The organism is Mesocricetibacter intestinalis (assembly GCF_004363295.1).
GTDB classification, from domain to species: Bacteria; Pseudomonadota; Gammaproteobacteria; order Enterobacterales; family Pasteurellaceae; genus Mesocricetibacter; species Mesocricetibacter intestinalis.
Window position 1 is genome coordinate 23,566 of sequence record NZ_SNYQ01000008.1, and the last position, 23,906, is coordinate 47,471.

Annotated in this window: 21 protein-coding genes; 10 read left to right on the forward strand and 11 right to left on the reverse strand. The window is 48.0% G+C overall.

What is annotated here, in order from left to right; translation table 11 throughout:
- Positions 1 to 2 precede the first annotated feature (2 nt).
- The 4 genes from ureE to EDC45_RS08760 all read left to right on the forward strand — a co-directional run bounded on the left by ureE (position 3) and on the right by EDC45_RS08760 (position 2,820).
- On the forward strand, positions 3 to 539 hold the full coding sequence (gene ureE, locus EDC45_RS08745) for an urease accessory protein UreE (protein ID WP_133545499.1): 537 nt from the start codon (positions 3 to 5) through the stop codon (positions 537 to 539).
- Positions 524 to 1,219 carry an urease accessory protein UreF gene (locus EDC45_RS08750; RefSeq protein ID WP_133545500.1) on the forward strand — a complete coding sequence of 232 codons (696 nt, stop codon included), beginning with the start codon at positions 524 to 526 and terminating at the stop codon, positions 1,217 to 1,219. Before ureE ends, EDC45_RS08750 begins: the two co-directional genes overlap by 16 nt.
- 80 nt (positions 1,220 to 1,299) lie before the next feature.
- Complete coding sequence (gene ureG, locus EDC45_RS08755) at positions 1,300 to 1,935, forward strand: urease accessory protein UreG (protein ID WP_133545502.1); 636 nt, start codon at positions 1,300 to 1,302, stop codon at positions 1,933 to 1,935.
- 75 nt (positions 1,936 to 2,010) lie between these two features.
- Positions 2,011 to 2,820 (forward strand): urease accessory protein UreD, encoded by an 810-nt coding sequence (locus EDC45_RS08760; RefSeq protein ID WP_133545504.1) that lies wholly within the window; start codon positions 2,011 to 2,013, stop codon positions 2,818 to 2,820.
- A 96-nt stretch (positions 2,821 to 2,916) separates the two neighbouring features.
- On the opposite strand, the gene EDC45_RS08765 is transcribed toward EDC45_RS08760, so the two are convergent.
- From EDC45_RS08765 to araC, 6 genes are all read right to left on the reverse strand, one after another.
- The gene (locus tag EDC45_RS08765; protein WP_133545618.1) at positions 2,917 to 4,521 is read right to left on the reverse strand and encodes a xylulokinase; all 1,605 of its coding nucleotides are present in this window, start codon (positions 4,519 to 4,521) and stop codon (positions 2,917 to 2,919) included.
- Positions 4,522 to 4,534: 13 nt separating this feature from the next.
- A complete protein-coding gene (locus EDC45_RS08770) occupies positions 4,535 to 5,476 on the reverse strand; it encodes an ABC transporter permease (protein ID WP_133545506.1) in 942 nt (313 codons plus the stop codon).
- Between the two features lie 2 nt (positions 5,477 to 5,478).
- Positions 5,479 to 6,438, reverse strand: a complete 960-nt coding sequence (locus EDC45_RS08775; protein ID WP_133545508.1) for an ABC transporter permease — start codon at positions 6,436 to 6,438, stop codon at positions 5,479 to 5,481.
- Positions 6,422 to 7,912, reverse strand: coding sequence for a sugar ABC transporter ATP-binding protein (locus EDC45_RS08780; protein WP_133545510.1), 1,491 nt, complete (start codon positions 7,910 to 7,912; stop codon positions 6,422 to 6,424). Before EDC45_RS08780 ends, EDC45_RS08775 begins: the two co-directional genes overlap by 17 nt.
- Before the next feature lie 56 nt (positions 7,913 to 7,968).
- Positions 7,969 to 8,943 (reverse strand): substrate-binding domain-containing protein, encoded by a 975-nt coding sequence (locus tag EDC45_RS08785; protein WP_133545512.1) that lies wholly within the window; start codon positions 8,941 to 8,943, stop codon positions 7,969 to 7,971.
- Between the two features lie 196 nt (positions 8,944 to 9,139).
- Positions 9,140 to 9,994: an arabinose operon transcriptional regulator AraC gene (gene araC, locus EDC45_RS08790; protein WP_133545514.1), complete on the reverse strand. Its 855-nt coding sequence runs from the start codon at positions 9,992 to 9,994 to the stop codon at positions 9,140 to 9,142.
- 174 nt (positions 9,995 to 10,168) lie between these two features.
- Between araC and EDC45_RS08795 the strand changes: the two genes are divergently transcribed.
- Genes EDC45_RS08795 through guaA form a run of 3 tightly spaced genes read left to right on the forward strand, consistent with a single transcriptional unit; the run spans position 10,169 to position 12,799 of the window.
- Complete coding sequence (locus EDC45_RS08795) at positions 10,169 to 10,849, forward strand: HAD family hydrolase (protein ID WP_133545516.1); 681 nt, start codon at positions 10,169 to 10,171, stop codon at positions 10,847 to 10,849.
- Positions 10,850 to 10,905: 56 nt separating this feature from the next.
- On the forward strand, positions 10,906 to 11,214 hold the full coding sequence (locus EDC45_RS08800; protein ID WP_133545518.1) for a hypothetical protein: 309 nt from the start codon (positions 10,906 to 10,908) through the stop codon (positions 11,212 to 11,214).
- Between the two features lie 25 nt (positions 11,215 to 11,239).
- Complete coding sequence (guaA, locus tag EDC45_RS08805; RefSeq protein WP_133545520.1) at positions 11,240 to 12,799, forward strand: glutamine-hydrolyzing GMP synthase; 1,560 nt, start codon at positions 11,240 to 11,242, stop codon at positions 12,797 to 12,799.
- Positions 12,800 to 12,916: 117 nt separating this feature from the next.
- Here the strand turns inward: guaA and purL are convergent, their stop codons facing one another.
- Positions 12,917 to 16,810, reverse strand: a complete 3,894-nt coding sequence (gene purL / locus EDC45_RS08810; RefSeq protein WP_133545522.1) for a phosphoribosylformylglycinamidine synthase — start codon at positions 16,808 to 16,810, stop codon at positions 12,917 to 12,919.
- Between the two features lie 168 nt (positions 16,811 to 16,978).
- Between purL and mltF the strand changes: the two genes are divergently transcribed.
- Together mltF and EDC45_RS10355 are read left to right on the forward strand one after the other, a co-directional pair.
- A complete protein-coding gene (mltF, locus tag EDC45_RS08815; RefSeq protein ID WP_133545524.1) occupies positions 16,979 to 18,448 on the forward strand; it encodes a membrane-bound lytic murein transglycosylase MltF in 1,470 nt (489 codons plus the stop codon).
- A gap of 66 nt (positions 18,449 to 18,514) precedes the next feature.
- Positions 18,515 to 18,679, forward strand: coding sequence for a hypothetical protein (locus EDC45_RS10355; protein ID WP_166635126.1), 165 nt, complete (start codon positions 18,515 to 18,517; stop codon positions 18,677 to 18,679).
- A 112-nt stretch (positions 18,680 to 18,791) separates the two neighbouring features.
- On the opposite strand, the gene aspA is transcribed toward EDC45_RS10355, so the two are convergent.
- Positions 18,792 to 20,213: an aspartate ammonia-lyase gene (gene aspA, locus EDC45_RS08820; protein WP_133545526.1), complete on the reverse strand. Its 1,422-nt coding sequence runs from the start codon at positions 20,211 to 20,213 to the stop codon at positions 18,792 to 18,794.
- A gap of 269 nt (positions 20,214 to 20,482) precedes the next feature.
- On the opposite strand from aspA, the gene gorA reads away from it, so the two are divergent.
- Entirely contained in the window at positions 20,483 to 21,853 is a 1,371-nt protein-coding gene (gene gorA / locus EDC45_RS08825) for a glutathione-disulfide reductase (protein ID WP_133545528.1), read from the forward strand.
- 101 nt (positions 21,854 to 21,954) lie between these two features.
- Here gorA and EDC45_RS08830 read toward each other — a convergent pair whose 3' ends face one another.
- The 3 genes from EDC45_RS08830 to EDC45_RS08840 form a co-directional block, all read right to left on the reverse strand.
- Complete coding sequence (locus EDC45_RS08830) at positions 21,955 to 22,257, reverse strand: DUF5377 family protein (protein ID WP_133545530.1); 303 nt, start codon at positions 22,255 to 22,257, stop codon at positions 21,955 to 21,957.
- Between the two features lie 9 nt (positions 22,258 to 22,266).
- Complete coding sequence (locus EDC45_RS08835) at positions 22,267 to 22,557, reverse strand: alternative ribosome-rescue factor A (protein WP_279526599.1); 291 nt, start codon at positions 22,555 to 22,557, stop codon at positions 22,267 to 22,269.
- Between the two features lie 173 nt (positions 22,558 to 22,730).
- Complete coding sequence (locus tag EDC45_RS08840) at positions 22,731 to 23,906, reverse strand: acetyl-CoA C-acetyltransferase (protein ID WP_133545532.1); 1,176 nt, start codon at positions 23,904 to 23,906, stop codon at positions 22,731 to 22,733.

Sequence of the window (23,906 nt, forward strand, 5' to 3'; positions counted from 1 at the left end):
CCTTGGAAATACGTAGCCCAATTCTGCCGGTGATGCAGGACATTCTCGGTAATTTGGAAGCGCTGCGCCGGCAAGGAAAAATCGGCGGCCAGCATATTGATTACGTCCCCTTGCACTGGTATGAAAGCGAACGCAATATTTTACGCAAAACCAGTAGCGACGGACGAGAAATCGCCTTTCGTCTGCTCAAGGAAGGACAGCGTCTGCAACATCAGGATGTGGTATTTATCAGCCCGGAACTGGTTATCGCCATCGACATTCTGCCGGCGGAAACCATCGTACTGGCGCCGCAGAGCATGGCGGAAATGGCACGTGCTTGTTATGAAATCGGTAATAAACACGCACCGCTTTTTTTAGAGGGAAATCAGGTATTGCTACCTTACGACAAACCCATGTTCGACTGGCTACAGGCCGCCGGTTTTACGCCGAACCGCGCACAGCGCCGTTTAAGCTTTGCTTTGCGGGCAAACTCCGCCCAGGGACATAAGCATACCCAGGGCTATCATCAACATGGAGACGGCAATTGGCACCGGCATTAATACATCTGGGCGCCTTACTGCATCTGGTGGATCCCACCCTGCCCATCGGCGCTTTTAATCATTCCAACGGGTTGGAAACCTTTGTGCAACAAGGGCGAATCACAAGTAAAGAAAGCTTGCAGGAATACCTTTACACCCAGCTGATGCAGAACTGGATTTATAATGACGGCGCTTATCTATCCCTCGCTTTCGATGCGATGCAGGCTCAGGATTTCGAGCGCCTGCTTGAATTGGATCAGCAACTGGCGGCGACCAAAACCGCGCGTGAAAGCCGTGAAGGCAGTTATAAACTGGGCTTGCGCCTATTAAAAATTTTTATTCGCCATGAAAAGCATCCCCTGCTGTTGCAAATGCAGCAGGCGGTTGAACAGCGCCGCTGTAAAGGCTTCTATCCCGTTATTTTTGCCATGATTGCCGCCGCGCTGGCACTGGATAAAGCCCAGACGCTGTACGCCTTTTATTACAATGCCGCCGTCGGCGCAATTACCAACGGGGTAAAATTAATTCCCCTAAGCCAAATGGACGGCCAGGATATCCTGTTTGACTTACGTCAACCACTGGCTGAAGCCGTGCAAAAAAGCCTTAAGCCCGATCCGCAATGGCTGGGCGCTGCAGGAATCACCAATGATATCCGCGCTATGCAGCACGAAAACCTTTACAGTCGGCTTTATATGTCCTAATCGCTCATAAATCGCCCCATGAATAAAAATCAACCGGGCCGATAATACCGGCTCTTTAGGCTAAACATAAGGAACCTACTATGCGTAACTATATAAAAATCGGTGTGGCCGGTCCGGTCGGCGCCGGAAAAACCGCCCTTATCGAGCGTTTGACCCGTGAAATGGCAAATCGCTACAGTATTGCGGTGATCACTAATGATATCTACACACAGGAAGACGCTGAATTTTTAACCAAAAACAGTCTGCTACCGGCGGAACGTATTATGGGGGTGGAAACCGGCGGTTGTCCGCATACGGCGATTCGCGAAGACGCTTCTATGAATTTGGAAGCTGTAGACGAAATGGTCGCTCGTTTTCCGGAAGTTGAAATTATTTTTATCGAATCCGGCGGCGATAACCTTTCCGCCACTTTCAGTCCCGATCTGGCGGATGTAACCATCTTTGTTATCGATGTCGCGCAAGGGGAGAAAATCCCGCGTAAAGGCGGCCCGGGCATCACCCGTTCCGATTTGCTGGTCATCAATAAAACCGATCTGGCTCCTTTTGTCGGTGCGGATTTAAAGGTGATGGAACAAGATGCGCGCCGTATGCGCGGCGGGCAACCCTTTATTTTCACCAATCTGATGCAAAAACAAAATCTGACGGCGATTATCGGCTGGATTGAAAGATACGCCCTGTTAAAAAATATTGACGAACCGGCAGGACTGGTTCGCTAATCCGGACAAGGAAAAAAGTGCGGTGGATTTTTCCCGACTTTTTTCCTCTTGTTTTATTTGATGGAAAAAAATCTTATGCAGAGCCGACTTCGACTGTCAACCAAATGCAATGCTGCCGGAAAAACGCAGTTAGAGGATTATTTCGCCTCGCCCCCCTTCAAGGTACTGACCCTACCGAACTACCAAGCCTATTGGCCGCAGGGATTAAATGCGATTCAGATGTCTTCCTCGCCGGGGTTACTCGGCGGTGATGAATTGGATATAGAAATCCGTCTGGCACAACATACCGCACTATCCCTCACTACCCAAGCATTTACCCGAGTGCAGTCTATGCATCCGGACCAATACGCCGTACAGCATACCCGTATTACCATGGCGCCGCACAGCCGGTTGTTTTATCTGCCCCATCCCTTGGTACTGCATAAGGATAGTGCGCTACAACAAACCACCGAGATTCGTATGGGTGCAGGCTGCCGTCTGATTTACGGCGAAATCAGCATTATCGGTCGGGTACTGATGAACGGCGAACGCTTTGCCTTCCGCGACTTCAATTCGCTGCTGAAGCTATACCGGGAAGACAAGCTATTATTATCCGATCGGATCCGCTGGCAGCCGGCAAGTATGGATTTAACCGCCTTAATTCAGATGGAGAACTATTCCCACCAGGGCTCTCTGATTTATTTTGCAATCGACAAATCCGCAGCGGAAATCAGAGCTTTACAATCCGCTCTGCAACAGCAACTTTCCACCAGCGGCGATATTCTGTTCGGTTTATCGCAATTAAACGAAGAGGGGCTAATGCTGCGCGCCGTCGCACACCGGGCAGACGAATTGCAAGAATTGTTTGCACAGGCCTCTGCCTATCTGAAATCCCTGCCCGATTAAACCACCGCCCCTAACAGCATAAAGTGCGGTGGTTTTCGGGGCGTTTTTTCGATTTTTTTGAGGCGCCCCGAGTTAAGGCAGCCTACCCGCAACGCCTTAATCGGCACCGATACCGGCATCTACCGCCGCCTGCACCACCGGAATTCCGCGCTTATAACGTCGGATAAATTGGCGGTAACCTTCCGCCATGCTCTGATCCGGTGTCGATAAGGTCATTTTCACATTATTAAAAATACATTGATCCAGATAATCTTCCAGACTATAACCCTCATTCCGTTTATGCAGGAAACTGGCCAACAAAGCGATTCCCCACGCCCCGCCGTTTGATGCGGTATTCATAGTGGCAAGGGGAATATTCAGGGCGGAGGAAAGTACCTTCTGGGCAACATTTTCCGTCTTAAAGATGCCGCCGTGGCCGAGAATACGGGTAATTTCCACTTTTTCCCGTTCGATAAGAATATCCATACCCAGCTTCATTGCGCCAAATGCGGTATACAGATGCACCCGTATAAAGTTGGCCAGATTAAAATCCGCATTAGTCGGATGCAGGAATAACGGGCAACCTTGAGCCAAGCCCACATTATGTTCGCCGGAATGGAAACCGTAAGCGAGCAAACCGCCGCCGTCCGCATCCCCCTGCAACGCATGCAGAAACAGGGTTTCGTACAATTCTTCGGTACAGACTTTCACCCCGAAGGTTTGCAAGGTTTCGCCGAGCAAACCGACCCAAGCGTTAATATCCGTGGTGCAGTTCTGAGAATGAGCCATTGCCACGGGCTTTCCGGTGGGCGTGGTAACCATATCCAGTTCGGAATAAACCTGAGATAAGGCTTTTTCCAGTACGATCATGGCAAAGGCGGAAGTACCGGCGGAAATATTTCCGGTTTTTTCCCGCACGCAGTTGGTCGCAACCATACCGGTTCCCGCATCGCCCTCCGGCGGACATAAAGGAATACCCGCACATAGATTACCGCTCGGATCCAAAAGCCGCGCCCCTTCCGCCGTTAATTTTCCGCCGCTTTCGCCGGCGACCCGCACCTTAGGTAAAATATCCTGTAAGCGCCAGCCCATATTCAGATGCTGAATCCGACGCTCAAATAAGGCCAGCATATTGCGATCAAAATCTCCGCTGGCGGTATCGATAGGGAACATTCCGGAGGCATCGCCGATACCCAGTGTTTTCTCCCCGGTCAGACGCCAATGTACATAACCCGATAAGGTGGTTAAATAATCAATTTGATCGATATGAGGTTCATCTTTTAAGATAGCCTGATACAAATGAGCGATACTCCAACGCTGCGGAATCGGATAGCGGAATAAATCGGTTAATTCCTGCGCTGCCTGTAGAGTGATATTATTACGCCAGGTACGAAACGGCACCAGTTGATTCCCCTGTTTATCAAAGGGAAGGTAGCCGTGCATCATGGCGCTAACCCCAATCGCCTGTGCCTGTCTAATCAAAGTGCGGTACTTTTCTTTAACGGTTTTTTGTAAATCCTGATAGGCCGCCTGTAACTTAGCCCAGATTTCTTCCTGAGAATAGGTCCAGATTCCGTTCACTAGGCGGTTTTCCCAGTCGGCGCCGCCGGCAGCCAGAATAGTGCCTCTGTCATCAATCAGCACCGCTTTTATTCTGGTCGAACCCAATTCAATCCCGATTACGATTTTTCCGGCTTCAATTAATTGTTTTTCTGTCTGCATCATGGGTCCTTACCTATCTGAATAGGGTTCTTTTCTGTAGGAAAATAAACAGGATAAGTAGAGAACCCCATAATATCAGGGTTACATAACTGCTTATACCAATCATATTCAGGCCGCTTTCCACAATTTGCAGCAGCACCAGTGCCAGCATAATCCCCACCAGTTTTCCTTTGCCGCCGTCCGGATTAATTCCGCCCAACACCACAGCCAGAATAGAAATCAGCAAATAAGAATCCCCGTAGGAAGCCTTGGCCGAATTTAACTTGGACATCATCAGTAAGGCGGCGAACATACAGAGCACGGAAGACAACACATATACGATAATCTGCACCTTCTTATTATCAATTCCGGAATAAAGCGTCGCTTTCTCATTATTACCGATAAAATAAATCGCTTTTCCCTCGGTGGTTTTTTCCAAAATAAACCAGACGCATACGAATAAGCACAGAAAGATCAGTACGGGTACGGGAATAAACCAAAGGTGGGAGGCGTTAATACTCAGCACCGCAGAAGGGAAATTAGCAATGGTGGAACCGTCCGTTACCAGAATATTGATACCATTGACCAGGGTCATGGTTCCCAATGTCGCGAGAATCGGCGACACCCGAATAAAGGCGATCAGCACCCCGTTAAATAAACCGATCAAGACGGCACAGCCCAAACTCACCAATAACCCGAGCAGAAAATATTCCATACCGGAGTAACGGGTTACATAATAAGCGATAATCAGCGCACAGGCATTCATTCCGGCGATAATGGAAAGGTTAATTCCCCCGGTTAACATGGGTATCGCCATAGCCAGCGTTAAGATCCCCAGCACGGAAATCTGCGAAGCCATAGATTGAAAATTCGCCAGCGACCAGAAAACCTCCGGAATAAGAATACTGAATGAAAGAATGGCAACGGCAAATAAAATAAACAGATATTTTATCGAATTATCCTTCAATAATTTCATAATCATATTCCTCTTGAATTTCTCTGTCCCAGAGCCGTGGCACTGATACTTAAAATAATAATGCCCCCGGTAATTACCGTTTGCCAGTAGGAAGATACGTTCAGCAAATTAAGCCCGTTTTGGATAATCGCCAGCAAGGCCACCCCCATTACCGTACCTGCCAAGGTGCCGCGTCCGCCCGACAAACTCGCACCGCCCAGCACCACCGCCGCCAACACGGTCAGTTCGTAGCCGAGTAACGAATCCGGCGCCACCGACTGTACCGTATAAGCCTGTACGATGCCGGCCAAACCGGACATCAGTCCCATATAGCCATAAGCCAAAAGATGCAGTTTAAAAATATTAAAACCGATACGAGAAGCGGAATCCTTACTACCGCCCAAGGCATAAATCTGACGTCCGAGGCTAAGTTTATTCGTCAGCAACCAGGTAATCAGTACCGCCGCACAAGCCAAAATCGCCTGGAAAGAGAATCCGTATTCCACGCCTTCGGCGCTGACCTGCTTAAACAGTATCATTTCCTCTTGAAACCACTGCGGAAAATCGTACAGCCAAATCCCTTTGGTGATATACAGCAAAGCGCCATAGAAAATATTTAAAGTAGAAATAGTGATAATAATGGAGGGAACATTAAGTCGGTTGACAATAACCGCATTGACAAAACCCAATAACACGCCGCTACCAAGGGAGATCAGTAAGGCCGCGAATAATCCCACATCAAACTGTGAGATAAAGGAAATCATAATATATTGGGTGATAATCGTAATCGCCGGAAAAGAAATATCAATTCCGCCGGACAATAATACGATAAACAGGCCGCAGGCCAGAATCATCAGCATGGAATAGTTATTAATCACGTCGTATAAATTTTCCACACTGAAGAAATCGTCGGTAAACAGGCTTAGCAGAACGAATAAGATAAAAAGGGTCGCAAATAATATTTTATTATTTAGTGTTTTCATAAATCATCTCCTCAATATATTCCTCGCTAACTTCCTGCGGAAGAATATCGCCGATAATACGACCTTTTTTCATCACTAAAACCCGGTGGCTGTAATAATAAGCCTCCTCTACCTCATCGGTAACAAAAATCACCGCAATCCCCTGTTCGGATAAAGACTGCACGATACGGAAAATCCCTTCTTTATTGGCGATATCCACCCCTATGGTAGGCGAATCCAGAATAATCAGTTTAGGATTAATCGCCAGCCATTTCGCAATAGAAACCCGCTGTGCATTACCCCCGGAAAGGGTATTTACCGGTAAATCGGGATCCGATACCTTGATTTTGAGCGAACGGATCAAATCGTCGCTGTATTTATAGGCTTTTTTATTGTCGATAATTTTGTATTTATCGGAAATTTTATTAAAAATGGCGGAAATAATATTATTGTGAATGGACTCCGGCATAATCAGGCCGGTACTCATTCTGTCTTCGGAAACATAGGCAATACCTTTAGCAATGGCATCGCGGTTGGTATTCAGGCGAAGTTTTTCGCCATTCAGAAAGATTTCTCCCTGTTCGGGCTGAGTAATACCGAACAAGCTTAAACAAAGCTCCGTTCTGCCGGAACCTAATAATCCGGTGAGCGCCAAAATTTCCCCTTCCCGTACGGAAAAGGAAATATCCTTATACTGGTTTGCCCGTGAAAGATTTTTCACTTCCAAGAGGTTTTTCTTAGCGCTAAAATCCGGTAGCGGCAAGCGCTGATAATCAATTTCCAGTCCGGTCATCAAAAAGCCCAGACGTTTCTCATCGATTTCTTTAATCGGGTATTTACCGATCATATTACCGTCTTTCAGTACCAGCACGTTATCGGAAACCTTCATCACTTCTTTCAGTTTATGGCTGACAAAAATAATGCTGATGCCTTTACTCTTCAATTTCAGCACCAGTGCCAGCAAATCCTTGACTTCCTTTGCCGTCAGCGAAGCGGTAGGTTCGTCCATAATCAGTAGTTTCGCATTCTGAGCCAGAGCACGGCAAATCGCCACCAATTGCTGTTCGGCCACGGGCAGATTTTCTACATTTTCATTTAAATCCAAACTGGCATTAATACTTTCCAGTACGTTTTGCGCAATTTCATATTGTTGGCGTTTATTCACCAAACCGAATTCTCGGTAAGCATTGATGGCAATATTTTCCGCCACGCTCAGATTCGGGAATAACGCAAGATCTTGATAAATCACCTGAATCCCTTTGGCAATAGATTCTTCGGGTTTCAGTTTGGAATAAGTGCTGGCGCCAATCTGAATTTGCGCCCCTTCATCGGGTTGATAAACACCGGAGAGAATTTTAATCAGCGTTGATTTGCCGCAGCCGTTCTGTCCCGCCAGGCATAGCGCCTCACCGTAGTTTAACGATAATTCCACCTGATTAAGCGCTTTTACCCCGTTGAATGTTTTGCTGATATTCTGCATTGTAATGAATGTCATAATGCCTCCGGCAATTCAACTATGGGTTCTTACGAACCCATAGTTGCTCTCAATAATTAATATAATTTATCTATGTTTTCCTGCGTAACTCTCAATACGTTATGGAATTGAAGCAGTTTTTTCTCTTTATCGACCTTAGCTTTACCTACGCCCGGAATTTCCAGACCTTCTTCAATTTTTTCGCCTTTCAGCACTTTTGCCGCTACGGCGGCTAAAGCATATCCCGCGCTGGCCGGATCATAGGTAATTCCCATGGTAATATTGCCGCTCTTGATCAAAGAAGCTGCCTGAGAAGGAATCATCATACCGAAAACATGTAATTTTCCTTTCAGACGTTTTTCTTTCACCGCCAGTCCGGCACCTATAGGTCCCTGGGAACCGAATGAAATCACCGCCTTAAGATCCGGATGGGCTTTCACCAAATCAATGGTGGTGCGGCGGGCATCATTAATATTTTCCGCTACCGGCATTCTGCTGGTAACTTCAAACATATCCGGATAATGTTCTTTCTGATATTTCACAAACAGATCTGCCCACAGATTGTGCTGAGGTACGGTTAAACCGCCTACATAAAGCACATAACCGCCTTTACCCCCTAAAGATTTCGCTACTTCTTCCACATAGTCGGCGGCGAACTGAGCGTTATCAATAACTTCGATATCCCAGTCGGCACTCGGCTGCCCTACGGATTCGTTGGTCAGCACCACAATACCGTTTTGCTTGGCTTTTTTCAGTACCGGTTCCAACGCGCTGGCGTCATTCGGTACGATCGAAATGGCGCTGACTTTCTTCGCGATCAAATCCTCAATCAATTTAACTTGCTGAGGCGCATCTGTATTGGAAGGCCCGACCTGATAAGCATTAACATTGTTATCCTTACCCGCCTGAACGACCCCTTCCGCCATGCGGTTAAACCAAGGCATACCATCGATTTTGGAAATATTGACGATATCTGCAGCCATCGCCTGCCCATAGCAAGCCAAAGCAAAAATTCCGGTCAGGAACATACGTCCGAATGTTGGTTTTTTCATAAAAAATTCCTCGTAGAATGAACGGTTTTCTATCTTTAAAACACCAGCCTTCTCTCCCTTAACAAGGGGTAAAAAGCCCTGTTTACACCATTAAAGATGGGCAGATCTTATACCCTGAAGGTAAAAAGACCATGTAACTTTTCGTTACTCGTATGGAATATTCCGCTATACTTCCGGAACTGAGAAGCAGATCACATTAGCCGTTTTCTCTTTGTTGCGTATTTCTGAAACGCGCGGGAGAAACGCCCTGATATTTTTTAAATACCTTGGAAAAATACAGCGCATCTTCATACCCGAGGGATTTTGCAATCTTATTGACGGACATATCGGAGAAGTACAACAGCTTCTTCGCCTCGGCGATACGCTGCATATCACGCCATTGCACCAAGCCGACGCCCAAAGCTTGTTTAAATAGATGGGACAAACGGGATTCGGATAAATAAACTTTATCGGCAAAATATTGAACATTGTGTTTTGCCGCCGGATTCGCCAGAATCAAATCACATACCTTTACTATTCTGCTATCTAGAGGAGGGGCGATTTCAATTTGTTCGACCGAAACGCATTTCATCAGCAAATATTCCAATAGGCTGGCCGCCATCGTTTGCTTAAGGGGATGCGAAGATTTCAGTTCTGTTTCCAGCTTGGTAAACAACTGGCTGATTTCCTGAAAATATTGATTGTCGCCAAGCTGAATCCGACCTATTCCCCGTACGGTATTTGACCAGTTCAGCCATTTCAGCCAGCGGGAAGGGGGAGAAAAATACACCCATTTATAATGCCAGAACTGATATTCCGGCTGCCGGTAATAATGATGAGCCGCCTTAGGCGAAAACAGTAAAAGTTGACCTCGTTGCAACGGCAGCCTATCACTACCGTCGAACATAAAGCCTTTGCCGAAAGTCGTCAGCTGCAGCATATAACCTTCCATTCCTTCCGCCCGATCAACCGTAAAATCCAGATCATTCCCTTTTTCACATTGGGTGATGCCAGCAACCACTTCCGCACGAAACGCATGGATCGGGGATAAATTCAGATTGTTCGGTAACATATACTGCCGCTTCTTTAATTTTGAGGAGAAACATTCGGATGCCGCCGCAAACATGGCAACGACAGAGTAAATTTAAAATAATATCCTCCGCTTTAGCAACAAATTTCTGCTATAATTCCTGCGCAAAAACTCGGATGAAAATGACCGCACTTTTATGATTAAGGAAGGAAATCTATGCTGCAAGCCATCATCTTCGATATGGACGGAGTAATTGTAGATACGGAGTTTTTCGAATTTCAATTGCAAACCCGCTTTATTGAAACCTTGCAACAACATCACCGGCCGCTTCCGCCGGAACGGCGTGCGGCACTGATCGGCTGTTCGTTGCCACAGATTCCGGCCATCATTAAAGAACTAAGCGGTTCTCCTTTAGCCTTGGAAGAAATCGAGCATCGCTACCGACAATTTTTCCACGAAATTTTCAGCCATGTCGATTATCCATCCATCTTCCGTCGCGATATCCTGCACATCATCGAATATGCCGAAGCCAATAAAATTAAACTGGCGGTAGCCTCCTCCTCCGCCTTAAAACATATTGAAACCATTTTAACCGCTTGCGGTATTTATCAGCGTTTCGATCTGATCCTGAGCGGAGAAATGTTTCAGGAGAGCAAACCCAATCCGGAAATCTATCTGCGAACCTTGGAACATTTAGGCGTTCCCGCCGCTCATGCCGTAGCCGTCGAAGATTCCAGCTACGGTATTATGGCGGCGCAGGCGGCCGGTATTCAGGTTATCGCTTATGAAGAAACCCGGATGCCGGTAGATCAGTCTGCGGCACAAGGCAAGGGGAAAAATATGCGCGAAATTTTATCCCTTATCCGCCGTTTACATGAGGATAAAAAACAGGGTTAAAAAAGAACGGCTGGTAAGCTAAAATACCCTCTGTTTTTGATGAAAGGAGTTATCCGATGAAAAAATATCTGTTTGCCGCCATGCTGTTATCGCTGACCGCCTGTACTAACGACTGGTCGCATAGCGGCGTACCCGATGTTTATGAAGGGCAATCCAAGCAAAGCGTATTGCAGGCATTGGAGAAAAATCACTGGGTAATAGTGCAGCAAAAGGAATTGATAAATAAAGCGCTGGTCATTGAAGCTTATGGCCCGCCCACCAAACAATTTGCCAAACTTTTCGCAGCGGACTGCCGCAAGGCCATATTGACGGTTTTTGAATATGTAGGCCTCCAGCGGTTAGAAACCACTGCCTGTGATAAATAATTTATCCTTACAACGAGAAAACTAAATGAACAATATTCACAATCATAAAATCCTTATTCTGGACTTTGGTTCCCAATATACTCAGCTTATCGCCCGCCGGGTACGCGAAATCGGCGTTTACTGCGAACTCTGGGCATGGGACGTATCGGAGCAGGATATCCGCAACTTTAATCCGAGCGGTATCATTCTTTCCGGCGGCCCGGAAAGCACTACCGAAGCAAACAGCCCGCGCGCCCCTGAATATGTGTTTAATGCCGGCGTACCCGTACTCGGCATCTGCTACGGCATGCAAACCATGGCAATGCAGCTGGGCGGTCTGACGGAAGGTTCCGATCAACGTGAATTCGGTTATGCCGCCGTGGAGGTGAAGGCTCAAGACGCCCTGCTCGGTAATCTGATCGAACATAACAATTCGTTGGACGTATGGATGAGCCACGGCGATAAGGTTACCCAACTACCGCCGCAGTTTAATCTTACCGGCGTAACCCCAACCTGCCCAATCGCCGCCATGTCCGATGAACAACGGCGTTTTTACGGCGTACAATTCCATCCGGAAGTTACCCACACCAAACAAGGGCTGAAACTGTTAACAAATTTTGTGGTTAATATCTGTGCTTGCGAAACCAAATGGACCGCAGAAAACATTATCGAAGACGCAGTGGCGCGGATTAAAGAGCAAGTGGGCGATGATGAAGTCATTTTAGGTTTATCCGGCGGCGTGGATTCCTCGGTAACCGCACTGTTACTACACCGCGCCATCGGCAAAAACCTGCACTGCGTCTTTGTGGATAACGGTTTATTGCGCCTGAACGAAGGTGATCAGGTAATGGAAATGTTCGGCAATAAATTCGGCCTGAATATTATTCGTGTCAATGCCGAGGATCGTTTCCTCAGCGAATTGGCAGGCATTGATGAGCCGGAGGCGAAACGTAAGATTATCGGTAAAGTTTTTGTGGATGTATTTGATGAAGAATCCCATAAACTGAGTAATGTAAAATGGCTGGCACAGGGTACCATTTATCCCGATGTTATCGAATCCGCCGCCAGCAAAACCGGTAAAGCGCATGTAATCAAGTCCCATCATAATGTGGGCGGTTTACCGGATTATATGAAACTGGGGTTGGTAGAACCCTTACGCGAACTGTTTAAAGACGAAGTGCGTAAAATCGGTTTAGCCTTGGGTTTACCGGCGGAAATGCTAAATCGCCACCCGTTCCCGGGCCCGGGCCTCGGCGTACGCGTACTGGGCGAAGTGAAAAAAGAATACTGCGATTTACTGCGCCGTGCCGATGCGATCTTTATTGAAGAGCTTTACAAAGCGGATTGGTATTATAAAGTCAGCCAGGCCTTTACCGTCTTTCTGCCGGTTAAATCCGTCGGGGTTATGGGCGACGGACGCAAATACGACTGGGTCGTATCCCTGCGTGCGGTAGAAACCATCGACTTTATGACCGCCCACTGGGCTCATCTGCCTTATGAGCTGCTAGGAAAAATCTCCAACCGTATTATTAACGAAGTGGACGGCATTTCCCGCGTGGTGTACGACGTTTCAGGCAAACCGCCGGCAACGATCGAATGGGAATAAAATTAAAATAAAACAATAAAAAATAACGCCTTGGACAACCAAGGCGTTATTTTTTGTCGATGCCGGCCTTAAAAAAACACGCGCCCGAGGACGCGTGTTAATTACCTAAATTAAGGATTATTTCAGTGCCACTCTGGCATTTCTAAACAATCTCATCCAGGCGCCGTCTTCGCTCCAGTCTTCCGGATGCCATGAGTTGCTGACGGTGCGGAACACGCGCTCAGGGTGCGGCATCATAATCGCAACCCGGCCGTTGCTGTTGGAAAGTGCAGTAATTCCCTGTACGGAACCGTTCGGATTAGCCGGGTAATTTTCCGTAACCTGAATATTATTATCCACATATTGAGCAATAATCAGATTCTGCTCATGCAGCCCCTGTAACTGGCCCTCATGTTTAAATTCAACCCGTCCTTCCCCGTGGGAAACCGCAATCGGCATATGCGAGCCAGCCATGCCGGAGAACCAGAGGGAATTACTGTCGTTAATTCGGACTAAGGCGGCACGAGCTTCAAAGCGCTCCGACTTATTGCGAACAAAACGCGGCCAGTTTTCCGTGCCCGGAATAATTTCCGCCAGATTGGATAACATCTGACAACCGTTACACACACCGAGAGATAAGGTATCTTCACGGGCGAAGAAAGCGGCAAACTGTTCACGCAATGCGGTATTGAACAAAATGGATTTCGCCCAACCGCCGCCGGCACCGAGCACGTCGCCGTAAGAGAAGCCGCCGCAAGCAACCAGGGCATTAAAATCCTGAAGATTATAGCGAGCCTGATGTAAATCGCTCATATGTACGTCTACTGCTTCAAATCCCGCCCGATCAAAGGCCGCCGCCATTTCCACATGGCTGTTGACTCCTTGCTCGCGCAAAATCGCAATACGCGGTTTAATCCCCTTGGCAATATAAGGGGCGGCGATATCCTGATTAATATCGTAGCTTAAATATGCACTGAAGCCGCGATTATCCGCCGCTTTCTTAGCAGCAAATTCCTGATCCGCACATTCCGGGTTATCCCGCAAACGTTGCATCTGGTGGGTTAATTCCGCCCAGATACCGCGTAATTCGGAGCGTTTTTCACTTAGCAGCACCTTGGTACCCCTTGTGATTTCAAAAGCATCGCCTTCGCTTGCCGCCCCCAGTTCTTTGGTTAAATGAATCAGACCGTGCTGTGTCAAGACTTCGCGTACCGCATTCAGATCGGTTTCGCGCACCTGAATTACGGCACCGAGTTCTTCGTTAAATAAAACGCCCAGATCACTGTCGCCGAATGCACTGATATCTACCGATACGGCACAGTTGCCGGCAAAGGCCATTTCCGCCAAAGTAACTATTAACCCGCCGTCGGAACGGTCGTGATAAGCCAGCAGTTTTTGCTGTTGCACCAGCGTCTGCATGGCATTGAAGAAGTTTTTCAGTAATTGCGCATTCACCACATCCGCCGGCTTATCACCCAGTTGTTTATACACCTGAGCCAGTGCGGTCGCCCCCAGACGATCCTTACCTTCGCCCAGATCGATTAATAACAGCAGATTATGCCCTTTATCGGTGCGCAGCTGCGGAGTTACGGTTTTACGTACGTCCTGCACGCGGGCAAAGGCGCTGATAACCAAGGAAAGCGGAGCGGTAACGCTTTTCTGTTCGCCGTTTTCCTGCCAGGTGGTTTTCATCGACATGGAATCCTTACCCACTGGAATGGTCAAACCGAGCTGCGGACAAAGTTCTTCGCCCACCGCTTTTACCGCTGCGTATAAACCGGCATCTTCACCTTTATGTCCGGCGGCCGACATCCAGTTGGCGGAGAGTTTAATCCGTTTAATATCGCCGATATCCGTTGCAGCGATATTGGTAATGCTTTCCGCCACCGCCAAACGCGCCGAAGCGGCAAAATCCAGCAATGCCACAGGCGCACGTTCGCCCATAGACATGGCTTCGCCATGGTAACTGTCTAAACTGGCGGTGGTTACCGCCACATCGGATACCGGAATCTGCCAAGGGCCGACCATCTGATCGCGCGCCACCATACCGGTAACCGAACGGTCGCCGATGGTAATCAGGAAGGTTTTTTCCGCCACCACCGGCAAGCGTAATACGCGATGCAAAGCCTCTTTCAGTTCAATAGCGCTCTGATCCAAAGCGGGATTATTCACCTCACAAGAGCTTACTTCGCGGGTCATTTTCGGAGTTTTGCCCAATAAGACGCTCATCGGTAAATCAATAGGTTTATTGTCAAAATGGCTATCCTGCAGGGTTAAATGTTCTTCTGCGGTAGCCTCGCCGATAACCGCATAAGGTGCACGCTCGCGACGACAAATCTGTTCAAACAGTTCGAGATTTTCCGGCGCCACCGCCAATACATAGCGTTCCTGCGACTCGTTACACCAAATTTCCAACGGCGACATACCGCGCTCGTCGCACAGAATATTACGTAATTCGAATTTACCGCCGCGACCGCCGTCATGTACCAATTCCGGCATCGCATTGGACAAACCGCCCGCTCCTACGTCATGAATAAAGGCGATCGGGTTTCTCTCTCCCAACTGCCAGCAGCGATCGATCACTTCCTGGCAGCGGCGTTCCATTTCCGGATTATCGCGCTGTACGGAAGCGAAATCCAAGTCTTCTTTAGATTTCCCCGAAGCCATGGAAGAAGCGGCACCGCCGCCAAGACCGATATTCATCGCCGGGCCGCCGAGTACGATCAGTTTCGCCCCTACCGGAATCTCACCTTTTTTCACATGCTCGGCACGAATATTACCGATACCGCCCGCCAGCATAATAGGCTTGTGATAGCCGCGCACCTCTTCGCCATTAAAGCTGTTGACCTTTTCTTCATAGGTACGGAAATAACCGAGCAAGGCCGGGCGACCGAATTCATTATTAAAGGCGGCGCCGCCCAACGGCCCTTCAATCATAATATCCAGCGCGGAAGCGATACGTCCCGGTTTGGACAGCGGATTTTCCCAAGGCTGTTCAAAGCCGGGAATCACTAAGTTGGATACGGAAAAACCGGTTAACCCCGCTTTCGGCTTGGCGCCCCGACCGGTTGCCCCTTCATCGCGGATTTCGCCGCCGGAACCGGTAGCCGCCCCTGGGAAGGGTGAAATGGCGGTCGGGTGGTTATGGGTTTCCACCTTCATCAGAATATGGGCATCTTCGTTATGATAGCGGTATTGTCCGTCCTGATCCGGGAAGAAACGTCCCACTTTGGAGCCTTCCATAACCGCCGCATTATCCTTATAAGCAGAAAGTACGTATTCCGGGGTCTTTTCAAAGGTATTTTTAATCATTTTAAACAGGGATTTTTCCTGTTTTTCGCCATCGATAACCCAGTCCGCATTAAAGATTTTATGCCGACAATGTTCCGAGTTGGCCTGAGCGAACATATAGAGTTCGATATCCGCCGGGTTACGTCCGAGGGCGGTAAAATTCTCCACCAGATAATCTATTTCGTCTTCGGCCAAAGCCAATCCTAATTCAATATTGGCGGTTTCCAAGGCTTTACGCCCGCCGTGCAGAATATCCACCGTAGTAAAAGGTTTAGGTTCCTGCTGACGAAACAGCATGTCCGCCTGCTGCGGAGAACGAATCACGGTTTCCATCATGCGATCGTGAATATGGGCGCACAGTCTGTTTTCCTGTTCGGCACTCAAACTATGCTCGAATTCAAAGTAAAAAGCCAGGCCGCGCTCCAAACGCAGTACTTTATTCAGGCCGCAATTATGGGCGATATCCGTCGCCTTGGAAGACCAAGAGGAAATAGTACCCACTCGCGGGATCACGATAAAACATTCGCCTTCCGGTTTATGCTGCGCCAAGGTCGGACCATAGTGCAACAACTGCTCTAGCTCCCGGCTTTCTTCCTCGTTCAAAGCTTCGGAAAGCTCGGCAAAATGTAAATATTCCGCATAGCAGGATTTTACCGCTAAATCCGCTTGCTGAAAGCGTAGCGCCAATTGAGCTAAACGAAATTCGGAAAGGGCCGGAGAGCCGCGAAAAATCTGGAACATAGGTTTCCCCTGATTGATTAGAAAACAAAGAAATTGGCCGTATTATAAATGAAATTATGTCATAACGAAAACGTTTGCCTTAAAAAGAAGGAAATTTTGCGGGTTTGTATATTATTTGCGTTGCGGTTAAAATGCCCAACATTATCGGCTTAGATCAAATGAGGCGCCTTGAAAGGTTTATTTTTACGAGTTATCACCGCATTCGGACTGCTGCTGTGGGCCATTGATATGGTTTTCCCTTGGCAGCAGATGATGCGTTCCGAACAAAATCGCTATAGCGCTATTCAGCAGCGCGGTAAGCTTATTGTCGGCAGCGTGAATAATCCCGTTTCCTATTTTATCGGCAAGGACGGCCAGGCCGGACTGGAATACGATCTGAGCAAAGCCTTTGCCGATTACCTCGGGGTTAGCCTTGAAATAAAAACCATGAATAACAGTCAGGAGCTGTTTAACGCCCTGAAAGAAAACGATATTGATATCGCCGCCGCAAATCTGCTGTATCAGAGTAAACAGGCGGAAATTTTTCAGGTCGGCCCCGCTTATGCCTCCGCTTCCTGGCAGCTGGTTTACCGTAAAGGAGAAACTCGCCCGCAATCTCTGAATCAGCTCCAAGGTAAACTCGGTATTGCCGGCGGTTCCGAACTAGAGGCGATCCTCAGTGAAAAACGCCGCCAGTATCCGACCCTGGAATGGCGGACGGAAGATAACAGCACGCCGGAAGAACTGCTGCTGAAAGTGGCGGAAGGTAAAATCGATTACACCATTGCCAATTCCATCGATGTATCCGCCGCTCAGCAAATCAAACCGCAGATTGCAGTGGCCTTTGACGTTACCGATGAATCGGGCGTCCACTGGTATTTACCCAATAATTCCTATAACGAGCTGCAATCGGCGTTGCTGGATTTTTTTAACCGAGCCATTGAAGGCGGACTGATTGCCCGTATTGAGGAAAAATATTTTAACCATATGTCGAAATTCGACTATGTGGATATGCGTTCCTACACAAATGCAATTGAAAACGTCCTGCCGAAATACGCACCTTTATTCAATAAATATAAAGGCGAGCTGGACTGGCGTTTACTGGCGGCGGTCGCCTATCAGGAATCCCATTGGAACGAGGATGCCACATCACCGACCGGAGTACGGGGTATTATGATGCTGACCAAAGCCACCGCCGATCGAATGAAAATCAGCGATCGTACCGATGCGGAGCAAAGCATTAAAGCCGGCTCCGAATATTTGCACTGGTTGATTTCCCAGGTACCGGACAGTATCCCCCAGGAAGATCGGATCTGGTATGCCCTTACCGGCTATAATATGGGACTCGGACATATGCTCGACGCGCGTCGTTTAACCAAAACCCTGGGCGGCGATCCCGATAACTGGCTGGATGTGAAAAAGAACCTGCCCCTGCTGGCGGAAAAGCGTTACCACAGCAATCTGAAATACGGCTATGCGCGCGGTTATGAAGCTTACCAGTATGTAGAAAATATCCGCCGTTATATGAATAGCATTGTCAATTATTATCGGGTACAGCAAACCCAAGAAGCCGCCGCCTTAAACCTGAAAGAAACCGGCGGCGTAAGCGCTCAAGCGCCGAAAAATACGGAAAAGGCTGCAAAAACCTTAGCCGATTAAAGCGGTCGGAATAAGGCTCAGGCAAACATAGCAAACAATAGCAAACATAAATAAGAAGGAATAATCATGAGTATCAGACGCCGTAAACTACACTTAAAGAAAACCAATAGCGCTCTGCATTTAACCCAATCCCGTCGTACCAGACGGCTGAAGCACGCCAAACGGCATAAAGCCAACATTGCTTCCAGACATGCGCAGAATTTTTTAATCCAGCAGGATGAATTATATTAACGACGAGTAGCTTAGGGAAATCTCAACAGGATTAATTCTCACCAAAAGTAATAAAAAAATAACCGCACTTTGAGGTTATCGCCCAAAGTGCGGTTTTTTTAACTAAGTTTTTTTATTTTTTCAATTTAGCTTTATAAGTCGGGTTCATCAGATTTTCGACGGAAAGAATATCGTCTAATTCCGCTTCGCTCAACAAGCCTTTCTCCAACACCACTTCACGTACGCTGCGGCCGGTAGTGGCACAGATTTTACCGATAACATCACCATTGTGGTGGCCGATAAACGGATTCAGATAAGTAATGATACCGATAGAGTTAAATACGTAGTTCTGGCAGATTTCTTTGTTCACGGTAATACCGTCGATACATTTATCGCGCAGATTTACGCAGGCGTTAGTCAGAATATCGATACTTTCAAACATTGCCTGACCGATAACAGGTTCCATTACGTTTAACTGTAACTGACCCGCTTCCGCTGCGAAAGTAACGGTAGTGTCGTTACCGATAACTTTGAAACAAACCTGATTTACCACTTCAGGCACAACCGGGTTCACTTTCGCCGGCATAATGGAAGAACCGGCCTGTAATTCAGGCAGATTGATTTCATTCAGACCCGCACGCGGACCGGAAGAAAGTAAACGTAAGTCATTACATACTTTAGATAATTTCACCGCTGTACGTTTTAACGCACCATGTACCATTACATAGGCGCCGCAGTCGGAAGTAGCTTCAATCAGGTTAGGCGCACCTACGCAAGGTAAACCGGTAACTTCCGCCAGATATTTCACTGCCAGCTGAGCATAGCCTTGCGGTGTGTTCAAACCGGTACCGATAGCGGTGGCGCCTAGGTTAACTTCCAGCAACAGCTGAGCGGTCTGGGTTAAGTTGCGCACTTCTTCGTCCAACAATACGGAGAAGGCTTTGAATTCCTGACCGACGGTCATAGGTACCGCATCCTGTAACTGAGTACGACCCATTTTCAACACATCGGAAAATTCTTTCGCTTTATTTTCGAAGCCCTGTTGCAAGTAACGGATTTTCGCTACCAGTTTCATAATGCTGTTATAAACCGCAATACGGAATCCGGTCGGATAAGCATCGTTGGTTGACTGGCTGGCATTCACATGATCCATAGGATCAAGGTACTGATATTCGCCTTTTTTGTGGCCTAAAATTTCTAATGCCAGGTTAGCCACCACTTCGTTGGTGTTCATATTTACGGAAGTACCCGCACCGCCCTGATAAACATCTGACGGGAACTGATCCAGGCATTTGCCGCTGGTTAGGATCTCATCACAGGCCGCTACGATGGCTTTGGAAATAGACTCGGAAATCGCACCTAATTCGCCGTTAGCCAGTGCGGTCGCTTTTTTCACCATCACCATGCCTTTGACGAATTCCGGTACATCGGAAATGGTTACATTGGAAATATTAAAATTTTCAACCGCTCTTAATGTATGAATCCCCCAGTAAACATCCGCCGGTACTTCGCGTTCCCCTAATAAATCCACTTCTTTTCTTGTTAATGTTGTCATTTCACTTTCTCCTGGTTTGTAGTGAATAAGTAACCTTTTTGAGTTAGGCCTATTATAGGCATTTGCCGCCGAGAAAAACATGATCCATGTCATATTTTGTCCCTCCCTCACCGACATATAATTTATAGGTCGGATTACTTTTTGTATGGCGGGAAAAGAGGGAAAGATTGATAATACCGATTAAACCGATTATTGCGCGCCCTTTGCTTTCGGCCGTTTTTTTCGGCACAATAACCCACGGAATTTCATCACAATATAGGAACAACATAATGGCTAAACACTATGATTATCTTGCTATCGGCGGCGGTAGCGGCGGCATTGCTTCCGTTAACCGGGCGGCCAGTTACGGCAAAAAATGTGCGATTATCGAAGCGAAGCATTTGGGCGGTACCTGCGTAAATGTCGGCTGCGTTCCGAAAAAAGTCATGTGGCACGGCGCCCAGCTTGCCGAGGCGATCAAAAATTATGCGCCGGATTACGGATTTGATTTAAGTTTAAATAAATTTGATTTCGCTAAATTGGTGGAAAGCCGCCAAGCTTATATTTCCCGTATCCATAACTCCTACAATAATGTTCTGGCCAAAAATCAGGTGGATGTGATTAACGGCTTCGCCCGCTTTACCGGCCCGAACAGCGTGGAAGTTCAGTTTGCCGACGGCAGCAAAGAAAGCTTCAGCGCCGATCATATTCTGATTGCCACCGGCGGACGACCGAGCCGTCCCGATATTCAAGGGGCGGAATACGGTATTGATTCCGACGGTGTATTTGCTCTGACGGAATTACCGAAACGTGTGGCTATCGTCGGCGCCGGCTATATCGCGGTCGAACTGGCCGGTGTAATGAACGGATTCGGGGTAGAAACCCATTTATTCGTGCGCAAACACGCACCGCTGCGCAACTTCGATCCGATGATTACCGATACCCTGCTGGAAGTATTCGAACAAGACGGTATTCGGCTGCATACCCAGGCGATTCCGCAGCAAGTAATTAAAAATGCCGACGGTTCCTTAACCCTACAATTGGAAGACGGTCGTAGCCAAGAGGTGGATAGCCTAATCTGGGCTATCGGACGCCAGCCGGCGACGGATGTGATTAACCTTGCAGCCGCCGGTGTGGAAACCGACGGACGCGGTTTCATCAAAACCGATGCCTATCAGAATACCAATGTAAAGGGCATTTACGCCGTGGGCGATATTATGCAGGGCGGCATAGAGCTAACCCCGGTTGCCGTTGCTGCGGGACGCCGTTTATCCGAACGTCTGTTCAACAATAAACCGGAAGAACATCTGGATTACCGTCTGGTACCCACCGTGGTATTCAGCCATCCGCCGATCGGTACTATCGGTCTGACGGAACCGCAGGCAAAAGAACAGTACGGTGCGGAAAACATTAAAGTCTATACTTCCTCCTTTACCCCGATGTACAGCGCCGTTACTCAACATCGGCAGCCGTGCCGAATGAAACTGGTATGTGCCGGTAAAGAAGAAAAAATCGTCGGTTTACATGGTATCGGCTTCGGTGTGGACGAAATGATTCAAGGTTTTGCTGTCGCCATCAAAATGGGCGCGACCAAAGCGGACTTCGACAATACCGTCGCCATTCACCCCACAGGTTCGGAAGAATTCGTTACCATGCGCTAAACAAGGTGCATAAGTAAATTAAGAGCGGTCAAAAATCCGTTATTTTTGACCGCTCTTTTTTTCTTAATCCAAGCACGAATAGCTCTAGAGCAAATGCGAACCTATGCTTGTTCCTGTGGCTGCGCCAACCCCAAGCTACCGATTTTGACGCCCAGATTTCCTAAAGATACGGGATCCAGATAGTCGGCCAAGAATTTAAACAATTCGTCCAAATCGGTAAAAGTGCGGTTGATTTTCACTTCATTTTCTACTTTACGGGTAAATTCATAATTTACCGGCGTCCGTTCCGTATGTGCTTCCAGGGTAATGTAAATCTTCTCGAAAAAATGGCTGCTTGCCCCTTCTTCGCCGGGATCGCTGATACGGACATTCCAGTTATTATTAAACAGAACATGTGTTGTCATATTTACCTCTTAATTATGTTGTAACCTTAGCTGTGCGGATTTAATAAAAAACCCGATTATAAAATCTCTTAAACTAAAAATTTTATAATCGGGCTTTTCAAAATATTTCCCGGCGTGTTTGGCTTTACGCTGATAACTGCCTTTTCCTTTGCGTTTTCGTTCGATACGCTGACGGAATAATCGATCATGCAATAATGCTTGAATCGCATTATCTTTAATCTGACCGCGCTGATGGCGGTAAAGTGTCATCTGCTCCGCGGCAACGGGCAGGGCTACCGGCACTGCTGCTTTCTTTGCCATATTGATTTCCTCATTAACTTAAGATTAATTTAGCGCTTCCAAAGCGGTAAGCCGAGCTATTATAAGGGGAAATGGCAAAATCACAAAGTCGGCGTAGAATTTTCATCGATGCGGCTAAGAATATAAAAAAGTCCCGCCGTAGCGGGACCAGAGAAGGAAAGCCTATAAGCTATCTATCTACCGACAATCAGGGCGATGCCCTGACCGCCGCCGATACAAAGCGTCGCCAAGCCCGTGGCGACATCTCGCCGTTTCATCTCGTACAATAAACTCACCAAAATTCTCGCACCGGAGGCGCCGATAGGGTGGCCTAAAGCAATGGCACCGCCGTTCACATTAGTTTTTTCCGGATCCAAGCCCAGTGTTCGAACGACGCTCAGCGCCTGAGCGGCAAAGGCCTCATTCGCCTCGATCAAATCAAGCTCCGACACGCTGATCCCGGCCTTGTGCAAAGCTTTCCGAGTGGCGGGCACCGGGCCGAACCCCATGATTTCAGGGGCTACCCCGGCACTTGCCCACGAGCGGATTGTCGCCAACGGCGTTAAATTTAACGCCCGGGCTTTTGCTTTGCTCATTAATACCAATGCGGCCGCTCCGTCATTCAAACCCGAAGCGTTACCCGCCGTTACTACGCCGTCCGCTTTAAATGCCGGCGACAATTTTGCCAGAGATTCTATTGTCGAGCCATGACGGGGATGTTCATCTTGTGTAACCAATACGGAAGCTTTCCTGTTTTTGACTTCTACCGCAATAATCTCTTCATCAAATTTTCCGGCTTGTTGCGCCCGCTCGGTTTTCAACTGACTGTTTAGAGCGAATTCGTCCAGTTCCCGGCGGGAAAGCTGATATTTTTCCGCCAGATTCTCTGCGGTTATCCCCATGTGAATATGGGAAAAAGCATCGGTCAGACCGTCTGTAATCATACTGTCCAGCAAAGTGCCGTCGCCCATTCTGGCGCCCCAGCGGACAGCCGGCGCAACATAAGCGGCATTACTCATACTTTCCGTGCCGCCCACCACCACGACTTCCGCATCACCGCAAAGAATGGATTGCGCACCGGATATTACCGCCTGCAAACCGGAACCGCACACTTTACCGACGGTAAATGCCGGCGCTTCCAGTGGTATTCCCGCTTTAACCGCTACCTGTCTGGCAACATTCTGCCCCAGTCCCGCCGACAATACATTGCCGAGAATCACTTCATCTACTATAGCGGCATCAATACCGGCACGTTTAATCGCTTCAGATACGGCTATTCTACCCAGTTCTACCGCACCTATATCCTTAAAACAGCCGCCGAAACTGCCGATAGGCGTTCTGGCCGCACTGACAATAACCACTTCTTGCAT

What these genes read in the sequence shown, in the direction of transcription:
- EDC45_RS08785 (WP_133545512.1), bottom strand. Translation starts at nt 8,943, where the DNA reads ATGAAAAAACCAACATTCGGACGTATGTTCCTGACCGGAATTTTTGCT.
- EDC45_RS08800 (WP_133545518.1), top strand. Translation starts at nt 10,906, where the DNA reads ATGAAAAAATATCTGTTTGCCGCCATGCTGTTATCGCTGACCGCCTGT.
- purL (WP_133545522.1), bottom strand. Translation starts at nt 16,810, where the DNA reads ATGTTCCAGATTTTTCGCGGCTCTCCGGCCCTTTCCGAATTTCGTTTA.
- EDC45_RS08835 (WP_279526599.1), bottom strand. Translation starts at nt 22,557, where the DNA reads ATGGCAAAGAAAGCAGCAGTGCCGGTAGCCCTGCCCGTTGCCGCGGAG.
- ureG (WP_133545502.1), top strand. Translation starts at nt 1,300, where the DNA reads ATGCGTAACTATATAAAAATCGGTGTGGCCGGTCCGGTCGGCGCCGGA.
- EDC45_RS08795 (WP_133545516.1), top strand. Translation starts at nt 10,169, where the DNA reads ATGCTGCAAGCCATCATCTTCGATATGGACGGAGTAATTGTAGATACG.
- aspA (WP_133545526.1), bottom strand. Translation starts at nt 20,213, where the DNA reads ATGACAACATTAACAAGAAAAGAAGTGGATTTATTAGGGGAACGCGAA.
- EDC45_RS08780 (WP_133545510.1), bottom strand. Translation starts at nt 7,912, where the DNA reads ATGACATTCATTACAATGCAGAATATCAGCAAAACATTCAACGGGGTA.
- EDC45_RS08770 (WP_133545506.1), bottom strand. Translation starts at nt 5,476, where the DNA reads ATGAAATTATTGAAGGATAATTCGATAAAATATCTGTTTATTTTATTT.
- EDC45_RS08760 (WP_133545504.1), top strand. Translation starts at nt 2,011, where the DNA reads ATGCAGAGCCGACTTCGACTGTCAACCAAATGCAATGCTGCCGGAAAA.
- guaA (WP_133545520.1), top strand. Translation starts at nt 11,240, where the DNA reads ATGAACAATATTCACAATCATAAAATCCTTATTCTGGACTTTGGTTCC.
- EDC45_RS08775 (WP_133545508.1), bottom strand. Translation starts at nt 6,438, where the DNA reads ATGAAAACACTAAATAATAAAATATTATTTGCGACCCTTTTTATCTTA.
- araC (WP_133545514.1), bottom strand. Translation starts at nt 9,994, where the DNA reads ATGTTACCGAACAATCTGAATTTATCCCCGATCCATGCGTTTCGTGCG.
- EDC45_RS08830 (WP_133545530.1), bottom strand. Translation starts at nt 22,257, where the DNA reads ATGACAACACATGTTCTGTTTAATAATAACTGGAATGTCCGTATCAGC.
- EDC45_RS08765 (WP_133545618.1), bottom strand. Translation starts at nt 4,521, where the DNA reads ATGCAGACAGAAAAACAATTAATTGAAGCCGGAAAAATCGTAATCGGG.
- EDC45_RS10355 (WP_166635126.1), top strand. Translation starts at nt 18,515, where the DNA reads ATGAGTATCAGACGCCGTAAACTACACTTAAAGAAAACCAATAGCGCT.
- EDC45_RS08840 (WP_133545532.1), bottom strand. Translation starts at nt 23,906, where the DNA reads ATGCAAGAAGTGGTTATTGTCAGTGCGGCCAGAACGCCTATCGGCAGT.
- gorA (WP_133545528.1), top strand. Translation starts at nt 20,483, where the DNA reads ATGGCTAAACACTATGATTATCTTGCTATCGGCGGCGGTAGCGGCGGC.